The 21,443-nt window shown below is 55.9% G+C and carries 14 protein-coding genes and 3 pseudogenes; 9 read left to right on the forward strand and 8 right to left on the reverse strand.

Annotated features, from left to right (window positions below):
- Positions 1-277 precede the first annotated feature (277 nt).
- Positions 278-970, reverse strand: coding sequence for a GntR family transcriptional regulator (locus tag ACYP5B_RS48030; RefSeq protein WP_459574452.1), 693 nt, complete (start codon positions 968-970; stop codon positions 278-280).
- Between the two features lie 135 nt (positions 971-1,105).
- Complete coding sequence (locus ACYP5B_RS48035) at positions 1,106-2,068, reverse strand: LysR family transcriptional regulator (RefSeq protein ID WP_459574454.1); 963 nt, start codon at positions 2,066-2,068, stop codon at positions 1,106-1,108.
- A gap of 236 nt (positions 2,069-2,304) precedes the next feature.
- Between ACYP5B_RS48035 and ACYP5B_RS48040 the strand changes: the two genes are divergently transcribed.
- The 4 genes from ACYP5B_RS48040 to ACYP5B_RS48055 all read left to right on the forward strand — a co-directional run bounded on the left by ACYP5B_RS48040 (position 2,305) and on the right by ACYP5B_RS48055 (position 7,752).
- Positions 2,305-3,312 (forward strand): PhnD/SsuA/transferrin family substrate-binding protein, encoded by a 1,008-nt coding sequence (locus ACYP5B_RS48040; RefSeq protein ID WP_459574456.1) that lies wholly within the window; start codon positions 2,305-2,307, stop codon positions 3,310-3,312.
- Positions 3,309-4,775 carry an aldehyde dehydrogenase family protein gene (locus tag ACYP5B_RS48045; RefSeq protein ID WP_459574458.1) on the forward strand — a complete coding sequence of 489 codons (1,467 nt, stop codon included), beginning with the start codon at positions 3,309-3,311 and terminating at the stop codon, positions 4,773-4,775. Before ACYP5B_RS48040 ends, ACYP5B_RS48045 begins: the two co-directional genes overlap by 4 nt.
- A gap of 477 nt (positions 4,776-5,252) precedes the next feature.
- The gene (locus ACYP5B_RS48050) at positions 5,253-6,383 is read left to right on the forward strand and encodes a zinc-binding dehydrogenase (RefSeq protein WP_459574460.1); all 1,131 of its coding nucleotides are present in this window, start codon (positions 5,253-5,255) and stop codon (positions 6,381-6,383) included.
- A gap of 139 nt (positions 6,384-6,522) precedes the next feature.
- Positions 6,523-7,752 (forward strand): dienelactone hydrolase family protein, encoded by a 1,230-nt coding sequence (locus ACYP5B_RS48055; protein ID WP_459574462.1) that lies wholly within the window; start codon positions 6,523-6,525, stop codon positions 7,750-7,752.
- 240 nt (positions 7,753-7,992) lie between these two features.
- Here ACYP5B_RS48055 and ACYP5B_RS48060 read toward each other — a convergent pair.
- A pseudogene (locus tag ACYP5B_RS48060) lies at positions 7,993-8,977 on the reverse strand (IS5 family transposase).
- Between the two features lie 717 nt (positions 8,978-9,694).
- Here ACYP5B_RS48060 and ACYP5B_RS48065 point away from each other — a divergent pair.
- The 3 genes and pseudogenes from ACYP5B_RS48065 to ACYP5B_RS48075 form a co-directional block, all read left to right on the forward strand.
- A pseudogene (locus ACYP5B_RS48065) lies at positions 9,695-10,216 on the forward strand (LuxR C-terminal-related transcriptional regulator); the annotation flags it as partial.
- A 117-nt stretch (positions 10,217-10,333) separates the two neighbouring features.
- A pseudogene (locus ACYP5B_RS48070) lies at positions 10,334-10,567 on the forward strand (helix-turn-helix domain-containing protein); the annotation flags it as partial.
- Between the two features lie 563 nt (positions 10,568-11,130).
- Positions 11,131-11,484 carry a transposase DNA-binding-containing protein gene (locus ACYP5B_RS48075; protein ID WP_459574464.1) on the forward strand — a complete coding sequence of 118 codons (354 nt, stop codon included), beginning with the start codon at positions 11,131-11,133 and terminating at the stop codon, positions 11,482-11,484.
- Positions 11,485-12,258: 774 nt separating this feature from the next.
- Here the strand turns inward: ACYP5B_RS48075 and ACYP5B_RS48080 are convergent.
- The 5 genes from ACYP5B_RS48080 to ACYP5B_RS48100 form a co-directional block, all read right to left on the reverse strand.
- The gene (locus ACYP5B_RS48080; protein WP_459574465.1) at positions 12,259-12,981 is read right to left on the reverse strand and encodes an SDR family oxidoreductase; all 723 of its coding nucleotides are present in this window, start codon (positions 12,979-12,981) and stop codon (positions 12,259-12,261) included.
- Positions 12,982-13,146: 165 nt separating this feature from the next.
- Positions 13,147-13,467 (reverse strand): 2Fe-2S iron-sulfur cluster-binding protein, encoded by a 321-nt coding sequence (locus ACYP5B_RS48085; protein ID WP_459574467.1) that lies wholly within the window; start codon positions 13,465-13,467, stop codon positions 13,147-13,149.
- Positions 13,468-13,508: 41 nt separating this feature from the next.
- Positions 13,509-15,326, reverse strand: coding sequence for an FAD-dependent oxidoreductase (locus ACYP5B_RS48090; RefSeq protein ID WP_459574469.1), 1,818 nt, complete (start codon positions 15,324-15,326; stop codon positions 13,509-13,511).
- Positions 15,327-15,328: 2 nt separating this feature from the next.
- On the reverse strand, positions 15,329-16,714 hold the full coding sequence (locus ACYP5B_RS48095) for an aromatic ring-hydroxylating oxygenase subunit alpha (RefSeq protein ID WP_459574470.1): 1,386 nt from the start codon (positions 16,712-16,714) through the stop codon (positions 15,329-15,331).
- A gap of 32 nt (positions 16,715-16,746) precedes the next feature.
- Positions 16,747-18,240, reverse strand: coding sequence for a glutamine synthetase family protein (locus ACYP5B_RS48100; RefSeq protein ID WP_459574472.1), 1,494 nt, complete (start codon positions 18,238-18,240; stop codon positions 16,747-16,749).
- A 590-nt stretch (positions 18,241-18,830) separates the two neighbouring features.
- Between ACYP5B_RS48100 and argE the strand changes: the two genes are divergently transcribed.
- Together argE and ACYP5B_RS48110 are read left to right on the forward strand one after the other, a co-directional pair.
- Positions 18,831-20,021, forward strand: coding sequence for an acetylornithine deacetylase (gene argE / locus ACYP5B_RS48105; protein ID WP_459574473.1), 1,191 nt, complete (start codon positions 18,831-18,833; stop codon positions 20,019-20,021).
- A 42-nt stretch (positions 20,022-20,063) separates the two neighbouring features.
- Positions 20,064-21,389: an MFS transporter gene (locus ACYP5B_RS48110; RefSeq protein ID WP_459574475.1), complete on the forward strand. Its 1,326-nt coding sequence runs from the start codon at positions 20,064-20,066 to the stop codon at positions 21,387-21,389.
- Positions 21,390-21,443: the final 54 nt, after the last annotated feature.

The raw sequence follows: 21,443 nt of genomic DNA on the forward strand, positions 1-21,443 counted from the left end.
GGCGTCGGCAGTGCGCGTCGCGCATACAAATGCCATCCTTCGGGCGGAATCCTCCAGCCCGTAGCAACCGTTATGTCGAGTCAGTCAACCATCATTGCGAACGGACTCAGAACGGGTCGCGTCATTGGCGCTTCGCGAGTTCAACCCACCACTCGAAACGGCCCGACGCCCGGCATCTACTGGAAAAAATAACCAAACAATTACCTCTCAATACCAATTGTTAGCAGCTGAACAATCAGACTTGATAAAGCAAAAACCAGGTCCGCTATTTGGAAACTCATTCTGCGGCATGCCAGGACTCGAAGTACTCATCCTCCGCAGCCCTCATCCCCTTATCCAACGCGCTTCGAATTCGCTCGGGGTCACGTTGCACAAACGCCTCGAGCATCGCCCCCACAAAATCGACGACGACTTTCTGCGTTGCAGGCCGAGTCAGGGTTTTTGCTCTCACGTGCTGCACATGGTCGGCAAAGCGCTGGATGGTCGATACAAGTCGCGCATTGGGGACACTTTCAAGCCAGGTATCGCGGAAATCTGTATTGGCCGCAACCATCAACTGAACGTCGTTCGTCTCGTGAGCAAGGCATATTTGCGCGTAGGCGCGCTTGAGTGCCTCCATTTGGTCATCCGTCAACGCTTTCGCCACCGATGCCGCAGCTGCCGGCTCCAACAACCGGCGCACCTCAAAGATATCGCGAATATCTTGCGTCGTGATTGTCGGCACGACAAATCCGCGCGTCGTTCCGATTAGGTATCCCTCGTTGACGAGCCTCATCAACGCCTGACGAGCTGGCATCCGCGTGCAATCAAATTGCGTGGCAATCTCGTAGTCGAGCAGGCGGGCTTCCGCGCCGATTTCACCGCGCTGAAGACGACCAAGCAATTCTCGGTATATCGTCTCTGTCAGCGTGGTCTGTTTGAGTGCATTGCGGCGTGGAGCTTTCGCCTCCTTCATTTGTGCTGTCGACAAATCGCCTCCTGTATTCTGAATTCACATTTCAGAATACAGCGGCACGTGTCACACGTCAAGTCACCAGCTCCGAGCTAGGCACGCCAAGAATACCTCTCCTAGTTTGTCACTCCGTAACGTTACTCATAGGGCACATTAAGAAGTCGGAATCGACGCCTGGGCCACCTCCTGCGCAGCCGTCCTCAGACAATCCCTCAAACGCATAACAGAAGCAGACATGCTTCGCGCTTTCAAGCTCGCAATGAAAATGGGGCCGGGACCGGGCAATTCGGGCACTGGTAATACCTTCAACTGACCAAGTTTCTCAAAATGAGCCGCGATATCCGCCGAGAGTACCCAGACCACGTTGTTTCCATTCAGCAACGCGACGTTTGCGAGAATGGATGATGATTCAATCAGACATTCGACGGGCCATACCTTCTCAGCCTTGAACATCGCCTCGGTGCCACGCCTCATGGCTGTATTAGGCTCTGGCAGGAGCCAGTTACTGTTGATGGCGTCCGAAATCGACACATGCCGTTTGCACGCAAGCGGATGGTTCGTTCCGCACACAATTCTCATCGGTGGGTCGTAAAGTTCCTCCAAGGCAAGGTCGTTATAACGGCCGGCGTTTTCAATTCGGCCAATGAGCAAATCGATTTGGCCGTCTCGTAGCTTTTCCGCAAACTCCTCCATTCCGCCCTCTCGGAGGCTGACGAAAATCTTCGGTACCGATTCAGCCATCAGATTTATTGCACGCGGAACGAGGACGCAACATGGCGCCACGCCGGCGCCAAGCGAAACTGTTCCCATCAGTCCTTTGTCGACTGCATCCAGTTCCTCCTCCAACCGGTCCAAGTCGGTAACGAGGCGAGAAGCGTGTTGCAACACTATTCTTCCCGAGGGAGTGGGGCGCAGCGTACGTCCGAACTTCTCAAAGAGCTCGATTCCAGTAATCTCTGCCAGTTCTCGCAGGAGGCGCGACGCAGCCGGCTGCGCGACACCAGCCGCCCTGGCCGCTGCGCCCAGCGTAGGCGCGTGCTGCAACGCTGCCAGCAACTCGAGGTGCGCTGGACGCACCATGCGCCTCAGTCGGCCAACCTTTTTCAATGGGTCCATGACTCATACCAAACATGTTATCGGTTGCATCAAACAAATCATTTGATCCGCCTCTATCGATATTCCCATAATTGGTCCACATGCCGCAACCCGATCCAATGCGCCGCATGCATCCCAAGGCCGAGGACCCGCTCGCAAGCTATGTGCCCCACTAAGCACATTCAGACTTGTGCTCCCGATGTACTGCCCAACAAGTGGGAAGATACACATTCCCCATCAATGGAGGCTGTTGTTAGATGTCTTTGAAACTCAAGTTCGCTTGCGGCCAATATGACCGCACTATTCCCTTCCGGACAGGGGAAATTCGCCCTCGGGACATCGAGATTGACTACACGCCCCAAGCGCCAGAGCTCACCTTCTACGAGCAGATGAAGGATTTGCGCTGGGACATCTGCGAAATGTCCATGTCCGCCTATGTGCAGATGCGCTCCAAAGGACGAGACGACCTCATCGCCCTTCCCGTGTTCCCGTCGCGGGTCTTTCGGCATTCGGCTCTCTACGTTCAGACGAATTCTGACATTCGGCACCCGGAGCAACTGCGAGGCAAGAAGGTTGGAATCGGCTGGTATCAAATGAGTGGTGCAGTCTGGTGTCGTGGCGCACTCATGGATGAATACGGGGTTAATCCGAATGAAATCACCTGGATTTCTGGAACCGAGGTCAAGGCGGCGCCTGATGCGGACCAGGTTCATCAAGCAGCGGATATGGTGCGTGGAACCAGGCAGGACAAGCCGCGCCTTGAACTGATGTTGGAAAGCGGCGAGATTGATGCGCTGCTATCGGTGCACTCTCCCAGGGCAATGGCGCGCAATGAAGGCACCGTTCGATACCTGTTCGAGAACTGCCGTGAGGTCGAGGAAGAGTACTTCCGCAGGACCCGCATTTTCCCGATGATGCATACGCTGGTGATGCAGCGGAAGATTTATGACGAGCATCCTTGGGCGGCGCAGAATCTCTTCGATGCATTCGAGGAGGCCAAGAATCGCGCAGTCTTTAACCTGTATGAACTGAATGCGTTGGCGGTCGCCGCGCCCTTCATCGTTCATGAGGTCGAGCGTACGCGTCAATTGATGGGCATGGATTACTGGCCTTTCGGCGTGAAAGCCAATAAGCACGCCATCGAGACGTTCGTGCGCCATTTGTATGACCAGGACATCATCTCGAACAAACCAGAGGTGTCCGAGCTATTCCTGAATCTGGAGTCCGGCAACTCCGGCCCGATTGCCGGCGGGGCAGAAAAGTGAAGCAAGTCCTTCCACAACTAAGCGACGTATTGCCGAAAAATAGAGAACTCTATTATGACGGCAAATGGCAGTCCCCTCGCGGCGGCTACAGCGAGACATTCAACCCTGGCACAGGTGAGAGTCTCGGCAATTGTGCGGAAGCCGATGCTCAAGACGTCAAGGCAGCAGTCGCGGCTGCTCAAAAAGCCTTTGACAGCTGGCGTTATAGCAAGCCGCTCGACCGAGCAGCGATGTTGAAGAAGGCTGCCGAAATTCTGCGCGCGAATGTGGAGGAACTGGCTTTAATCGATGCGCAAAACTGCGGTAATCCCGTCAGCGAAATGTCAAACGACGTCCTGCATGCTGCGGCGCAGATTGACTTTTTCGCCGGCTTGGTTACCGAGCTGAAAGGCGAAACGATTCCCATGGGAGGTGGCGTCACAAATCTGACGGTACGCGAGCCAGTGGGCGTTTGCGCCCGCCTCGTCGCGTACAACCACCCGCTGATGTTCAGTGCCGGCAAGTTTGCAGCGCCCATCGCTGCGGGCAACACCGTGATCATCAAGCCGCCGCCACAGGCCCCGCTGTCGGCGCTTCGCATGATGGAGCTCCTGGATGGCGTCTTCCCGCCTGGAGTTCTTAATGTCATCACAGGTGGCGTACCCGCAGGTGAGGCGCTCGTGGAGCACCCTCAGGTCCCTATCGTCACGCTGATTGGCAGCGTACCGACTGGCCGTGCTATCGCCAAGCAGGCGGCGAATCGACTCAAGCAACTCATCTTCGAGTTGGGCGGAAAAAACGCGTTAATCGTCTTCCCCGACGCGGATATAGACCAGGCAATTGACGGGGCCGTGCGCGGCATGAATTTCACTTGGTGCGGCCAATCGTGCGGCTCTACCTCGCGTCTATTTGTCCACGAATCCGTACACGACCGCGTGCTTGCAGGCGTGATAGAGAAGATTAAAGCGTACAAGCCCGGGATTCCGACCGACCCTGCGACGACGATGGGCGCGCTCATTTCAAAATCCCAATTGGACAAAGTTCTTGACTACATCGAGATAGCCAAGAATGAGGGCGCAGAGTTGGTTGCTGGCGGCAAGCGACCCACAGAGCCAGAACTTGCAAATGGCTTTTACGTCGAACCGACGGTGTTCGCTAACGTAAAAAGCCAAATGCGCATTGCTCAAGAAGAGGTATTTGGCCCAATCTTGTCGGTTCTGAAGTGGCAAGATGAAAATCAGCTCTTCTCGGAGGTGAACGGTGTCGAGTATGGTCTGACCGGTGCAATTTTTACAAAAGACCTAGCTACAGCCCACCGTGCCGCGTCTCGAATCGAGTCGGGCTTCATCTGGGTAAATCGTGCCGGCCCGCATTTCCTTGGTGCTCCTTATGGCGGCTACAAGCAGTCTGGAATTGGCCGAGAGGAAAGCGTCGATGAACTGAGGGCATTCACTCAAATCAAGAACATTAACATTGCTTTTTGAGATAACGTCGTCCTGGCCGCAGATAGCGACCTTTTCATGGGGGTTCTATCGGGCCATCGGCGGCCCTGTTTCAGGGCATCGAGAGTCTCGCGCAGGCGGAGCTGGAAGATGATGCCTACCACGCGGTGGGGAAAAGTAACCCTTGATGTGCACGTGCTGTGCCATACGGAAATCGCTGGTGCCATCCCGTCGCTACAAGCGACACTTTCTATTGACGTAAAGTGCTTGGCCCGCATGAGAGCCCCTACGCGAGAAGAAAACTCCTTGCGACTCACTCATCGTGAGTCCAAACGACAGTTACCGCATCGCTGGCCAACTTGTTCCTCACGCGCGTTCGCATTGTCGGATTCGCTGCTACAAACTTACCTCCCACGCGAGAACAATGGGCGAGCCATCCCACAGATTTGCAGGCGTAACATCAAGGTGATTGCGTTGGAAAGTCTTCCTTCCGACGCTTGTTTGGTTCAGGAGTATTAAATGTCAGAAAGCTTATCTGCCGTTGTAACAGGATTTAAGGCACCTACCGAGTTATGGCGCGTTCCGCTGCCGCAGATTGAACCGTCCTCGGCCTTGATTCGGGTTGAAGCTGCAACGTTGTGTGGCACCGATGCCCATCGATGGATGGGGCACTTTACCGAAGGCGGCGGTGACCAGCCGTTCCTTCAGCCATTGTCGCTGCCTTACATTCCAGGACACGAGACTTGCGGAACCATTGTCGAGACGGGGGGGAACATTGTCGATGTGCTCAATGAACCATTGAAGCCAGGCGACCGTATCATCTCGTCATATGCGCATTGTGGCCATTGCTACTACTGTCGCATCTCGACGCAGACGACGTTGTGTCATGATGTCAAAAGTTATGGACACTCCCACCCTAATAGGTTAATGGGTGGCTGCAGTGAATATCACTACTTTCCGCCAGGCGCGTTATTTATCCGAGTACCGGATAACGTGGCATCTGAAATTGCCGCCTCTGCCGCTTGTGCGCTACGTACGGTCATGCATAGTTTCGAACAGCTTGGGCCAATCGCAAGCCACGAGACCGTCTTGATACAGGGATGCGGTCCACTTGGATTGTATGCTCTTGCGGTCGCAAAAGACCGTGGGGCTAGAAATGTATTGGTAATCGGTGCACCGAAACCAAGATTGGCAGTCGCGGAACAATGGGGTGCCGACCACGTTCTCGATTTGTCCGAGGTGGCGGACCCTGCCGCACGTGTCCAGTGGGTGCGTGATTTAACCTATGGACGAGGCGCGGACATTGTCCTGAATTGCGCGAATTCGCACGCATTAGTGGAAGGTCTGCGAATGACGCGTCCCGGAGGGCGGCTGGTTCAAGTTGGCATTTCGGGTGCCGGTGATATTCCCGTGGCCCCAAAGCTTCTGTTTCGCGGCGTGCAAATCATCTCTACGGTTATGGCCGAAGCGAGGCACTTCTATCAAGCTATCGACTTCGTTTCGACACGGCAGAAATATTTCGACTTTCAGAAGCTCATTTCGAACAGTTACCCCCTCGATCGGCTAACCGAAGCGCTGCAGGCGATGAGTGAGTTCAGGGAAGTCAAGCCTGTCATCGTTCCTCGGCTGAGCAAAGAATTGCAAGGGTAATGCACTTCGAATCACTCAATAGCAGTCGACGCAAGCTGCGATTTTCATGAATGACCGCGGGTACGCTATGCAGTCGTTTGAAATACCCTGCTAGCGACAGACGCAGCAGTAATTATCCCTTTCAGGAGGAGACCACGGTATGGCGGGACAATGGATTGAAATCGGCGCTGCAGATGGCGGCACTTTTAAAGGGTATGTGTCGGTTCCTGAATCAGGTTCTGGCCCCGGCATCCTGCTGTTGCACGAGATTTTTGGCGTCAACGCGACGATGCGTAGCGTCGCGGACTATTATGCGGAGGAAGGCTATGTCGTCCTCGTCCCGGACCTGTTCTGGCGATTGGAGCCCGGGGTTGAACTGGGCTACAGCGACGACGATTTCTCCAAAGCATTGGTATATAACGAATCCTTTGATGCCAAACAAGGCGTCAAGGATGTCGACGATGCGCTGAAGGTGCTGCGAGCGCGCCCCGAGTGCACGGGTAAGGTCGGTGCGCTAGGTTTCTGCCTCGGAGGCAAGCTCGCTTATCTGATGGCTGCGCGGACTGATGTGGATTGCGCTGTCAGTTACTACGGTGTTGGTATCGAGAAGAACCTGGACGAGGTTGACCACGTTAGTTGCCCGATGGTCTTTCATTTCGCCGAGCTTGACCACTTTGTGCCAGCTGAAGCGCGTGCGCAGATTGGAGCCGCGTTTTCAAAGCGGCCCGAAGTCGAACTATATTCGTATCCCGGTTGCGACCACGCCTTCGCGGCCTCGGAGCGAGCAACCTTCAATAAGCCAGCGAGCCTGATGGCACATTCGCGGTCAATCGCGTTATTTCGCAAGGTGCTCGGGCCTCACTACGACCTCGACAGTCTGTGGCAACGGCATAGCGACTTGGAGTTCGTAGAGCGTTCGGTTGACGCGACAATGGCGACGATGGTTCCAGAGCCCTACGTCAATCACATTCCAACCTTGACAGGTGGCGTGGGTTATCGCGATCTCTTTCGCTTCTACAAAGACCATTTCATTCCAAAGAATCCGGCAGATGCCAAGCTCATCCCCATTTCACGCACCATAGGTGCCGACCGTATCGTTGACGAGGTGTTGTTTTGCTTTACGCACGATATCGAGATTGATTGGATGCTGCCCGGGGTGCCACCAACTGGCAAGTATGTCGAGGTTCCGTTGGTTGCGATTGTTCGCTTCCGTGGAGACAAGCTTTACAACGAGCACATCTACTGGGACCAGGCCTCGGTGCTGGTGCAGATTGGGCTACTTGAACGTGGAAATCTGCCCGTGGTTGGTGTGGAATCGGCGAAGAAACTCGTCGATGAGACGCTGCCCTCGAACGCACTGATGGCCAGTTGGGCGAAAAGCGCGTCATAGCCGCTCTGACCAAGGTGGGCTGACTCTGCGTAGCCGGCGTCAGCCCATCGGGATATGGACAGAGCTAAGTGACCCGTTAATGAATCAGGCGGCCCAATTCCCTTCAATCGATTAGGGAAGTGCTGATCAATGAGGTTTGCGCTTGATGTTGCACAAGGCAATGACCTGCTTTTCACAATGCGAGAGAGATAGGCAGATTCAAGCCGATTTTTCTCTCGTTTCGCGCCTTTCTTGGCACGCTCAGGACGGATTGCTTCCCTGTGAGGGCAACAACAGTTTCCTGGCGAGCGCCAGATTCGCCAGACCAAACAGGCCGAACAACTGCGCCGTGTTCTTGACCAGGCCCTTGTAGCGAACTTTGCGATGACGCAAGAGATTCTTGATGACGTGGAACGGACGCTCGACCCGCGCCCGGAACCGGGCCTTGGCCCGCTCTACGGCGATCAGCAAGTCCTTGACGGCGCCGTCACGCATCGCCTTGATCTTGCCGCGCTTGACGGCCACCTGCCACTTCACGGACTTGCCTTGCATCTCGTCGCGCTTCTCTACGCCCGCGTAGCCTGCGTCGCCAAACGCGTGGTCTTCGTGGCCATGCAGCAAGGCGTGTGCCTGCGACACATCGGACTCGTTGGCCGCCGTGCCCACCACGCTGTGTACCAGGCCCGAAGCCGCATCCACGCCGACATGGGCCTTCATGCAAAAGGCCACTCATTACCCTTCTTCGTCTGGTGCACCTCCGGGTCGCGGCTCTTCTCCTTGTTTTTTGTCGACGGTGGCGCCTCGATGATGGTGGCATCCACAATCGTGCCTTCCTTCATCATCAGCCCACGCTCGCACAGCATGATGCCAATCTCGTCGAACAGCCTTCGCGTCAGTTCATGCGCGACGAGCACGCGGCGAAACTTAAGCAGCGTCGTCGCGTCTGGCACTGCTTCGACCGCCAAGTCGATCCCTGCAAACGCACGCATAGCCATACTGTCATACAGCGCGTCTTCCAGCGCCTCGTCCGACAGCCCATACCACTGCTGAAGCAAATAGATGCGCAACATCCGCTCCAGTCCGATTGGCGGCCCCCGCGTTTGCCTTTGAGGTAGTACGGCTCGACCGCCGCGATCAGGCGATGCCACGGCACAACACTTTCCATCTCCGCCAGGAAGCGCTGGCGACGCGTTTCCCGATTCTTACCGTGGCCTTCCGCTTCTGCAAAACTGATCTGACGCTTCATATCGACTCGTCTCTTGGGGCACACATAGGAAAACGTTTACAAGCCACTCAACGATGACCGCAGCACTGAATAGATCAGTCTTTCCCTAGGCCTTCGACTTCTGCAATGCGGGAGGCGAAGGCAATCTGAGCGCAATCTCATGCACTTCTTGGCGCGTTCTACGTGCTCGGGACGGATTGTTCCCCGCAGACGACAGCAACGCATTGTTGCCCGGCACCAAGTTGACCAGCTCGAACAGGTTGAACAGGTTGAACAGTTGTGCCGACAGTCTGTACCACTCGTTGGCGACGGGTTACGCGCTTCTTGCCTTGACGTTCTGCCTCCGCAAACTGATCTGTCGCTTCATCTTTGACTCATTTTCTGGCACACACATGACAACGCTCACGAGCCACTCAACGATGACGGCCACACTGATTTCAGCCTTTCTCTAGCAAGACGATGCTCTCAAGGCAGTTAAGGAACATGTTGCGCGGCGTGGCCAAATTGACCACGACGCAGTTCGAGGAGTTGCAGGCAACGATGGAACGTCGCTCCGGGGAGAGCGGGGAAATCGGGATCCCTGGACGCATCCATCTATGGAGCCCATCCGACCCCAATTCCACCGCAAAGGAAAGCTCCTCGTTCGTGACCGCGCTAGGTAGCGCGGATTGCTCACGCCCAGCAGCCGCCAACGAACCACAGATTGCCAGTGCGCTCGCTGCAGTAGTGAAGGTGGAGATGGCCGACGACGCAACAGTCGTTGCGGGAACGCCAGGAATCGGGTCCACACAGCATTCCAACGCCGTGGCGGATCCAAGTGCGTTCAGCGACCAGCAACGCGCTGTCCTTGTCCTGCTGCTTGACGGATTGCCGAACAAGATTCTCGCGCAACGGTTGGCCATGACCGAAAGGGCGGTGCAGGATCACGTGAAGGAGATCCTTGGGTGCTTTGGCGTGACCAATCGCAAGCAAGTCATCCCGATTGTAAAACGTCAATGGAAGGTGGAGGTCCTGGGCTCCAAGCGCTCGCGTACCGACCCCGGCGCACGACACCACAATGGCCCAACTCGGCAGGCCGGGACGATTCCTTCCGCCCCGGCCGCTCGGCCCGATCTTACTCAACGCCAAGGATCGGTACTCAATCTGCTCCTCGAGGGGTTGTCCAATAAGCTCATCGCGCGCCGGCTCGGTCTGACAGTAAACACGGTGAAGGAACACGTGTCAGCCATCCTGCTGCGACTTGACCTGCGCTCCCGTGCCGAGGTGATCTCGCGGATGGAGCCGCACGTCGCCGCGGCGCGGAGGGGAGACAGCGTCCCCCTCACGGCAGCAGCGGCGGTCGAGCAGGATGGCACGATCGAGCTGGCGCAGCGTGCACCGATTACACCGGAAGCCTTGGGACTAACCCAACGCCAGGGCTCAGTCCTAGTTCTGCTGCTCGAAGGGTTGCCGAATAAGATTATCGCGCGGCGGTTGGGCTTAACCGAGGGCACCGTCAAGGAACATGTATCCGGCATCCTTCAGCGTCTGGAAGTGCGCACGCGTACCGAGGCGATGTTGCGAATGAAGCCCTTCCACGTGCAACAGATCGCAACCGAGGGCACGCCTTAGATGGTATGCACGCTCGGCTACCGGCTTCGCTTGAAGCGTCCTACCTTGCCGCACATGTCATCATGCCTCGATCGAGCTATACCGTCTTGACGGCAGTTCCGGTCATCGGCGACCGGCCTGGATGCCCACGACCCATACGTGGTGGCGATTAGCCAAGAGTTCAGCAGCAAGATGAAACGAATAAACGATCTCGGTGACGGCGTGCATGCCGTCGGTAGCCGTCATACGTGGACCACTTGGGAGCCCAATTCGGCTAACCTCATCCTGGAGGATTCCGGAAGCATGCCTGAGACTGGAAGCCGTAGGAGCGACAATTGGCCTGAGATGCTGATCGGCACGATACGGCCGAAGTGCTATGGCCGCTTACGCGGATATCGTGGAACCGCGGCGCGTAAGGATCGCAGAGCCGTAATCGGAACAGGTTTGCACCCATGCGGTTATACACATCTTTGACCGCTCAAGGCGATCCTGGCGCGCAGGAAAGCTTTTTACTTTCAATGACTTGAGGTGGCACTTGTAAACTTCCCGAGTCTCGCGTTTATTCTCGCATTTTGGGTGACGCATTGGCGACTGAATCAACGCACTGGGCAGCGACCGAATTTGCTCGACTGGATCTCGGTGCTGCGCGCCTCGACAAGCGAGCGAGGATATTGATGGAGCGATTGGCGGCCGATCCGATGGCCAGCGTACCGAAGGAGATTGTGAAAACCAGGTCATTGGCTTGTGCAACATCAAGCGCAAACCTCATTGATCAGCACTTCCTTAGCAAAGCCTCGCCATCTTTTAGCAAGATCGTCGCCACGCTGCGCCACCGGCCTGTGCCGATCCGCTGCTGTCGGAAATGGGGACTTCAGGCGGGACGGCCGCTTGCGCTTCATCCGGTGCAGGTACTTGTCTTCGAGTTACTTGTCTTCTGAACAGGGTATAGAGCCGCATTCGCTCTGCCTCGTCGGAGGTCCGCTTCGCGATGGCCTGGCGCACCTTCGCGCATGCGGCCGGCCTGTGCGTTAAGATGTCGTTGATGGCGTCCTTCGTCGTCTCGGCTCGGATCGTCCCGTCCACCGCGAGCGAAGCATACCAGCCGCCAGCAGTCACTTCCTTGCGGATATCAGTCGCACTCTTTCCACCGTCCTCAGCGCGCCGTAGCGACGCCAGAGGTCTGTTCGGACGGTGCGGAACAGCATTCACGACCGGGAAATCACCCGGTACATGCCTCACCTCAAGGTGAGGCAGATTCTGCTCGCGCGTTTTCTCCGGCGCTACTGAGCGTCAGGTGGCTTCAGTCGGGCGGCGCAAGCCGCGTCAACAAAGTGCGGATAAATCCAATGCTCAACTTTGAGCAGATTTTATGGAACAGTCTTCATCGAGCGCTTGAGCCAGTACACCTTTGGCCCATGCCCTCATACGGCGGTTGAAGCTCAAAAGCAAACCGACCACAATCTTAGTCCTTAAATGGGTTAGATAACTAGGATTGCGGTCATTACCCGCCGTGTTCAGCAGTAGACGCTCAGATTTTCCTTAAGACACCTCGCTATACCAAGTGTCCAAGGAACTGGCAAGACGCTTGGCTTGCCGTACCTACTACAGGCCGCTGCGGCAGTAGCAGAAGGCAGCGCGGTCCCAGCGAATCTTCTGCCATACTTGGGGACGCCTGGTGCAATGTCCGCCTTCCACCCTGCGACATCTCATGGTCAGATTTGACCGGAGGCAAGCTGACGCTCCACGGCTTTCGCATCCTTTGCAAGAGCTTCCGCCATGCTGCGCGCCATCTCGCCGACGTAGATTTCGTCCTCTCCTGCTTCGAGACCATCGAGCGTCTCCGCTGCAGCTTCGGCTGGAGTCATTTTCAGGATTGTCAGCCCGGCCGTCATGGGGGTGTCGATAGCCCCCGGCAGCGCCGCAACGACTCGAACCCCTGCTGGCGCGAGTTCGCCGCGCAAGCCTTGCGTAAGACTGAACGCCGCAGCCTTTGATGCACAATACGAGCCCATCAAAGGCAGATTTACCCGCGCCAACATCGCCAGTACATTAAGTACGGCGCCGCCGTTCTTGATCAGTGCAGGTGCAAACGCCCGCGTAATGCGAAGCGGGGCGAGATAATTGACCTCAATCTCCTCGCGCGCAAACTGCAGATCCACAGCCCTCATGAAAGATGTGTTGTGGTTCACGCCAGCGTTATTAATCAAAATCGTGACATCGGTGGCAATCGCTGCAGCAGCGGCAACTTCGTCATCGCATGTAACGTCCAGCTTGATCGGCACGAGTCCAGGATAAGCGGGCAACTCAAATGCGTCCCGTGCGGCCGCATAGACTTTGACCGCACCGCGCTCGAACAGGGCCGCGATAAACGCCTTCCCAATCCCGCCCGTAGCCCCTGTGAGGAAGACAATGGACCCTTCGATGTGAACTTTCATCCGAATGCGCGGGATACCCCGACCTTCAGGCCGGGGAGGGATAGCGCGCCGTACGTAGCACGGCCTGCTCCCGCTTCTCCTTTTTGTGAAACTATCCTTGTGTATCCGTAGCCGTCGCTACCGTTGAATCGAGCGGCAATGTCGCCGAGCGTTCAATGGTAGGTATTATCCCTGTTCTGCCGGGGTCCGCACAATCAGACCCTCGAATGCCTCTCTGACTTTCAATTGGCATGAAAGGCGGGAGTTTTCGCGGACCCCGTTTGCAAACTCGAGCATGTCTCGCTCCGACTCACCGGGAGGCCCTACCGTGTCCATCCATCCAGGGTCAACATACACGTGGCAGGTTGCGCATGCGCAGGCTCCACCACACTCCGCAACGATGCCTGCAACATTGTTTTGGATGGCGACTTCCATTATCGTCGAGCCCAGCTTTGCTTCTACGGTAACGCACTGACCGGTATGGTCCTCGAATGTAATCTTCGTCATTGGTACCACTCATTTCAAAAAGAACAAGGAAAGGCAACGCATTACCGTGTCATGAGCGCGGAAATATCGAAATCCACCTCTTCCAGCCGCCCTCTTGTCACCTTTCCCGTTGGCAATAGACGCCTGGCCGACATATGTTCACGTGAGCGGTTAACACTTTCCACGCAGATGCAGATGTCATGGAAGAAATGAAACACCGAAATTTGCGAATCGGTACCGAAGCGCACGATACGGTCTGTTGCCCCCGCAGGCAGGCCCGCAATCTGAAGTTTCAGGTCATATTGGTCCGACCAGAACCAGGGGAGCGATTCATAGCATTTATCGACACCTGCGATAACAGCGCCCGCCACCTTGGATTGGTCAATGGCATTCTGCACAGACTCAAGCCGGCTGCCAGCAGAATTGAAGGCCCCTTGGAACAGCGTACAGTCGCCTGCGGCAAAGACGTTGGCGCGGCTGGTTCGAGACTGCGAGTCAACGATGATGCCGTTTTGACACTCTAGTTCGAGTTGACGCGCCAAGTCCGCGTTTGGAACGGAGCCGATTCCGATGACAACCGTGTCAGCCTCGAGGGAACGGCCGTCTTTAAGTAGAACCTTCCGGACCGCGCCGTTGTCACCCTCGAGCGCCTTGACTTCACTGGACAGCGACAGCTTGACGCCGCGACGCGTATGAGCCAAGCGAAAGAACTCTGAAAGTTCCGGTGCAACGACTCGTCCAAGGAGGCGGTCCGTCGCTTCGACAACTGTGACTTGCCGCTGAGGGCTGACAAGTGCCGAGGCCACTTCAAGGCCTATGAAGCCGGCGCCGATGATAACAATATTCGTAGCATCTTCGGCCGCCGCCTTGAGCGCTCGGGCGTCGGCTACCGACCGCAGATAATAGACATTACGCAAGTCGGCGCCGGGGACGGGCAACTCTCTGGCCCGCGCCCCTACGGCAAGAGCCAGCGTGTCGAACGAAATGCGTGCGCCATTGGAAAGAACCGCAGTGTTTGTATCGGTCTCGATAGTGGTGACTTTGAGGCCGAGCTCGAGATCGAGCCTATTGGATTCATAGAATGCTTCCGACTTGATGGGCAGAGGACCTTCCGCTTGTCCCTTCAGAAATGCTTTCGAGAGCGGCGGCCGGTGATAGGGGAGTTCACCCTCGTCGCTCACGATCACAATCTGCTCATCATAACCGTGTTCCCGAGCCGACGACGCCAGTTCGGAAGCGGCGTAAGAGCCGCCAACGATTAGTAATCTACCACGCATGGCGATATGCTCAGAGAATAATGCTGGGATACGAATGCATTGGTCGCAGTTGATGAGATTGATTTGCTTGGCGGAGATTTTCCAGCCAGCTGAACCAAAACTCATCCGGTACCCTGCCCAACCTGTCAAGATCCGAGTTTCGCTATCCCAGAATTCGCTGATGAGGAAGTTGGCTCTGACCATTCGCAAGTCGGCAGTCTTTCCCTTGAAGACTTCGACATTGGAGACGATTCTCGTGGTTCTCGATGCGGGTGCTTGAGACCATGCATGTCCTGTTCGCAGGCGGTAGACACGGTCCTCAAGCCTGCGCCGGTCATCGAACATCACCGCAATCTCGGAGCGCGGGTCACCCTGGTCTCTCGTGGAAGGAGCCCAGTAGGTGCAGTCCGGGATAAACAGGTCCAGCCATTCCTCGAACCGTTGCCGGTCAAGGAGCCTCGATTCCTTTTCAAGCATCGAGCGAAATTGGTCTCGCTCTGCCACGTCAAGGACGACGCGGTCTTCGGTCTGCCAATCGGAGAAATCCGAGACCAGCTCCTGATAGAACTCGTCCGTCATGTAATAGGAGAAGCGCGACGGATCGTGGCTTGCGTGAACGTTCATGACTAGATTTCCCGTTGGACGCTGTTGTTGGGTGTGCCTGCCATCAGTCGTTTCCATTCCCGGATGTACTCGCGCATGAAGAGTTCGTCCGTCGACGGTCCTTTAATCGTGCCATCGGGCAAAGTTTCGAACCGGTCTGGAATACCCAAGCCGCGGTTCATGTAAATCCATTCGTCTTCGATGCAATCCAGACCACGTTGAATCTGTTCGAAGTTGGTCAAATCGTCGACTTCGCCGAAGTTTGGAAAACCTTCCTGCGTACGCATGCGAAGCGTATTGATGTCCCGCAATACGTCCTCTCCCAGTGAACCGTCCACGTCCTCAATCTTGGTGCCATACCAAACCGAGTCCGTCTCACCGGCGCTAACGGGCTGGAATACCTGGATGTGATTACCTAGCAGTGAAAGGTTGGGAAAGATGTTGATATTCACGGGCTCCGAGCCTGCGAGGTCGAGAATTGGCTCTGCATCCGCGCCGAAGCGGTTGCGCAGCTTCTCCGCGACATGCTCCATTCCAGGATGCAGCGACTCAATCGCCCAAAGACCGCCGGGACGCTTTTCAAGCGCCGGGCGCTTGTCCTTAAAATGATGGCCGTTGCCCATGTACTGGATATACATCGGCAATTTGTCAGGCTCATTCTTGTAATAGGACATCCCCTTTGCGGTGTCCTCGTCCTTAAACCGATTCTCTGTCTCAATGAGAGACTGGTGGGAGTAGATGACGTGGTAGCCGTCACCGGAGTTATCGTAGGCGAGCTTCCAATTTCCTTTGAACTTGAAGCGGTTGGCTTCGCAGACGACCACTTTACCCCCCGGATTACGGTCAATCCATTCGTCAATGGGCTTGCGGATTGGCCCGAGATGCTCCTCGATTGAGGGGGCGTCAGTGTTCAGAGTACCGAAGATGAACCCCCGGTATGACTCGACGCGCGGTACCTGAGCCAGATTGAATTCCGGATTCTTGACAAGACGCTCAGCGTAGCCATCGGCCCATGGAACACCGCGAAGCTTGCCAGTGTTGGCGAAATTCCATCCATGGTAAGGGCATTGGAACGACCGCGCGTTGCCCTTTTCCCAACGACAGAGCGTCGTGCCACGGTGCGAGCAACGATTGTAGAGGGCGCGAATCTTGCCGTCGCCACTTCGGGTAACGATGATGGGGCGCAGGCCCAGCTTCCCCGTTACATAGTCATTCTCGTTGGGAATTTGGCTTTCGTGAGCCAGATAGACCCAAGTGCCGCCAAAGATGTGTGTCATTTCGGCATCAAAGATTGCCGGATCGGTATAGATGGTGCGATGAACGCGGTGCTCTTGAACAAGATAGTCCCAGTCAACCTGGGAATTAGGTTTCGTCTTGCCGGGAGCCGGGATGCACTGAATTGTGACCATGGTATTTGTCCTCGGATTGGGGGACTTCTCCTTTAGAAGAAGTCGAAATACTCGTTCTGCTCCCATTCAGTCGTTGCTTCGCTGTCGGGATCGATGTTGTGCTCGCTAACAAACGCCTCGAACCTCTGCAGTTCGGTCCGCTTGAGTTGCGTGTAGTAGTCGACAAAGACCTCCCCTAGCTCCTTGCTGAACAGGGATTCTTTCGCAAAGCGCTGCAGCGCTTCTGACAGGGACTCCGGCAACATCGTGTGCTCAGTGTTGTAGGGGTCAGTGTCAGGCGGCCCTGGGTCGATTCTGTTGTCAATGCCATCGAAACCAGCGATGAGCTGCGATGCGATGTAAAGGTAGGGATTCGCCGAAGGCTCACCCACGCGATTCTCAATTCTGCTCGCCGGATCGTTGACTTCACCCAGCACACGGAGCATCACGCCGCGATGGTCGGTGCCCCATGCAACACGGTCTGGCGCAAGAGAATTTGCCCTGAATCGCCGATAAGCATTAACGGTGGGATTGGAAAGCAGCGTTCCTGCAGAGGCGTGGCGCAATAACCCGCCCAGGTAGTTCATACCCATAGGCGAAAGAACATCGCCTTTCGTGTTTGGCATGAAGAGGTTTTGGCCAGATTCCGCGTCTACCAGCGATTGATGAAGGTGCCATCCACTCGAGTAGAAGTTCTTCAAGCCCGGCTTAGCCATGAATGTCGCCAAATAGCCCATCCGACGGCAAACCTGGCGTGTCGCGCTACGGAAAAGTACCAAGTTGTCGGCCGCCTCGAGTGCGTCGCGCGGGGCAAACGTGCACTCAATCTGGCCAGGTCCCCATTCCTTTTCGATTGACCTCAACGGCAATCCAAGAGCCTGCAGTGACCGGGAAAGCGCCGCAATAGGAGCGTGAATCGCGTCCATATTGCTTTCAGAGTGGAACGAATAGCCAGGCTCCACTGGGAAAGTCCGCGGTGCGCGCGCCTTAACGCCCGGTGCACCTATATCCTCGTGCGATAGGTGACCTTCGGCCAGGCGCAGCAGATACCATTCGACCTCGAGGCCAATGACACAACGCATGCCGCGGGCTTTGAGTTTGTCCAACTGGTCGCGCAGTAGGCGTCGTGGAGAAAAGTGAAAACCCTTACCCGAAGTAAAGTATTCGTCGCCAAGTATCCAGGCAACATTGGGCTCCCACGGCAAGATGCGAAATGTCGCAGGGTCCGGCACGACGATGAGGTTGGGCGACCCCGTCATCTCCTCAAGCCCCATCCCGCCACCTTGCGTGAAGGACGAGAACGCCCGTGCGCCGGAAGCGTCCAGGGTAGTCGTGGCAACGTTAATGTTGTAGCCGTCCTCCAGGGCGCTCAGAAACGCTGGAAGCGTAACGGTTTTGGCACGGGAGACACCATGGGGGTCCGCCCACGCGATCCTGAACAGCTCGACTTTTTCCTTTTCTACTCGGGCTTTAACTTCCTCGGCCAGCCGCCTTTGTTCGTCCGACCAAAGGCCATGCTTCGCGATGAACCCTAAATTGTGCGCCATCTATTCGCTCCAAGAACACATCACATGACGGAGTTACCGCTCATGGAACGTCATTATGGGAAACTCCATTGAGCATGATCAAATGATTTGATTGTTCGAATCGATAACAACTTTGTTATGGGTCAGACTGGCGAGACCGGCTGCCCTCCGCACACGTACCCCTGCCCGCGCTAAGGCGGTCTAGATGACAGTGGGGGTTCTGCCTGGGTAAGCAGAGATCTCCGCAACTATGCCGAACCTCCCTTGAGTGCGCTGACATACCCCCAATTCCCAGCGACTAGCAGAATGCTGCACTCACCGTCGCGCGCCCTTTGACGCACATACGGCGCACACCCACGCGGCCAACGACCTCTGGGCCATTTCTAGCTCCTGCCCAGTCACGCCGCAGCTATCCGAATCCCCGTCTACGCCACATGCAGGCGAGTACGGGAAAACCCGGGGCGTCACCCAATTGACACCGAGTCCACATGGACCTATTCTGAATTCAGAATTCTGATAGCTATATGTGGCCACTGAGGTGGCGCGAGTTGTCACTAGCGTGTTCGCCGAAGAAAAGGTCGAAAAACTATTTAACGAAGGAGGAACCTTTAATGGTCGCAGTGGAGTACGGGCGGTCTCAGCCAGCGGGCTTGATTAAGACAGTCGAGTGTCTGGCTGACCTGATCTCATTTGACACAACGAGTCGCAACTCGAATATTCAGTTAATCGAGTGGGCGGCCGATAGATTCGAGAAGATCGGGGCTCGTCTTCGATACGACTATAACGCTGACCGCACTAAGGCCAATCTATTCGCAACCTTTGGCGAGGGTGACCATGGCGGTATTGTCCTGTCTGGACATACCGATGTAGTACCGGTAGACGGCCAGCATTGGCAGAGCGACCCCTTCGTTGCTGATATCCGCGACGGTCGCGTTTATGGCCGTGGGGCCTCCGACATGAAAGGATTCATTGCGGTGGTCCTTGCCAATGCCGAGTTGTTCGCCACCGCGAAGCTTGCCAAACCAGTCCATATTGCGCTGACGTATGACGAGGAAGTCGGATGCCTCGGCGTACCTGGTCTGATTGCGGAAATCGAGCGGGCCGGGATTCGACCGGCAGGTTGTATCGTCGGAGAACCAACCAGCATGCGAGTGATTGGCGCGCACAAGGCCGGCCGAATCTATCGCTGCAGGGTACGGGGATGCGCAGCGCACTCGTCACTGACGCCCAAAGCGGTGAATGCCATCGAATACGCGTCAAAGCTGATCAGCCATATTCAAGACCTCGCCGAGAAGGAAGAAAGCCACGGAACCCGAGACAATATCTTCGACGTTCCTTTCTCAACGATCTCAACAAACAATATCGTAGGTGGCTCGGCCGACAACATCATTCCGGCGAACTGCGAATTCGTTTTTGACTATCGGTTGCTACCGGGTCTCTCGCCCGATCCTTTCATCGAATCGGTGGAACGCTATGCAAATGAAGTGTTGTTGCCCAAGATGCGCCGAAAGTATGCGGACGCAGCGATTGACTTCGAGTGCATCGGAAATATTCCCGCACTGGACGGAAAAGAAAGCGACGAGATTTACAAAATCGCGACCGAACTGATTGGCCAGGATCGGGCTGAGAAGGTGGCATACGGAACTGAAGCTGCATACTTTCAGCAATATGGCGTGCCGAGCATCGTCTGCGGCCCAGGTTCGATTGAGCAGGCGCACAAAGCCGACGAGTACGTGACGCTCGACCAGCTCGCTGCATGCGAACGATTCATCGTCAATCTTGTTGGCCGAATCAGTACCTGAGTATTTGAATACCCATTATAAAACGATTCTCGGAGATAAATTATGAAAGCCCTCAACCTCAGCAGTGACGCGCTGCTGGTATCGCCAAAGGAAGACGGACTATTTCGGAAGATTAGCCGACGTCTTCTACCATTGCTTTTCTTGAGTTACATCATCGCATACATCGACCGAGTCAATCTCGGTTTTGCGAAGCTGCAAATGCTGGACGATCTCGGCTTCAGCGCAGCCGTGTACGGGTTTGGGGCCGGAGTATTCTTCATCGGGTTCATTTTGTTCGAGATACCGAGCAATATGATTCTTTACCGGGTTGGAGCGCGGTTCTGGATTTCGAGAATCATGGTCACTTGGGGTGTGATTTCCATGGCGACAATGTTTGTCAAGACACCAGAAATGTTTTACCTAAGCCGCTTCTTGCTCGGTGCAGCAGAGGCCGGCTTTACACCTGGTGTCATTTACTACCTGACACAGTGGTATCCGCAGCGCCGATTGGGACGAGTCATCTCGACCTTGATTGCCGCAACCGCGGTCGGTGGCATCCTGGTCGGGCCGTTGTCGGGTTGGATGCTGAGTGCATTTTCCACCTTTGGCTCCCTGAGGAACTGGCAATGGCTCTTCTTGCTGCAAGGCGCCCCGGCGGTGGTGTTAGGCGTTTTCGTGTGGCTTTTTCTCACGAATTCGCCCAAAGAGGCCACCTGGCTTGACGACGAGGAACGTGCCCAGCTGCGCCAGATTGTCGATCGCGACCGTGCGCCGGAGCACCAGCGAGCGAAAATCTCAGACGCACTGCGTGAATCTCGCGTCTGGTTGCTTGGTCTCGTGCTCATCGGTGCGAACCTCGGCGCCTATTCGGTGGTATTTTGGACGCCAACTCTCGTGAAAGCAGCCGGATTTCACCAATACGGAACCATTGGCCTCATTTCGGCAATCCCGTATGCCACTGCGGCCGTTGGGATGCTTGTGCTCGGTCAGAGTTCGGACTTCTTTCGCGAGCGCCGTTGGCACATCGCCGGAGCATGCCTGACCGGTGCGACGGGCCTACTGATAAGCATCGTATTCCAGTCTTCACCTTGGTTGTCAATCGCGGGTATCTCCATAGCGACGGGTGCATTTGTAGGGTCGACTCCCCTTATTTGGGCGTTTGCTTCGAACTTCTTCACGGGCCGCGCAGCTGCCGCATGTCTGGCACTTATGAATGCGCTGGGCGCATTGGGCGGATTCTTCGGCCCCTACGCAATGGGTGTTGCCCAATCCCTTACAGGCAATACCGTTATATCGATGCTGGCGATTGCAGCATGCGCCGTCGTAGGTGGTTTGCTGATTCTGGCGCTTCCCGCACCGCCGTGCCTTCGCAAGGATATCCGGGCTTAATCGGTTCAGTTGGCTATTTTAATAATAAACAGAGACTCTCTCGACGCCAAATAG

Source organism: Cupriavidus sp. 8B (assembly GCF_054589115.1).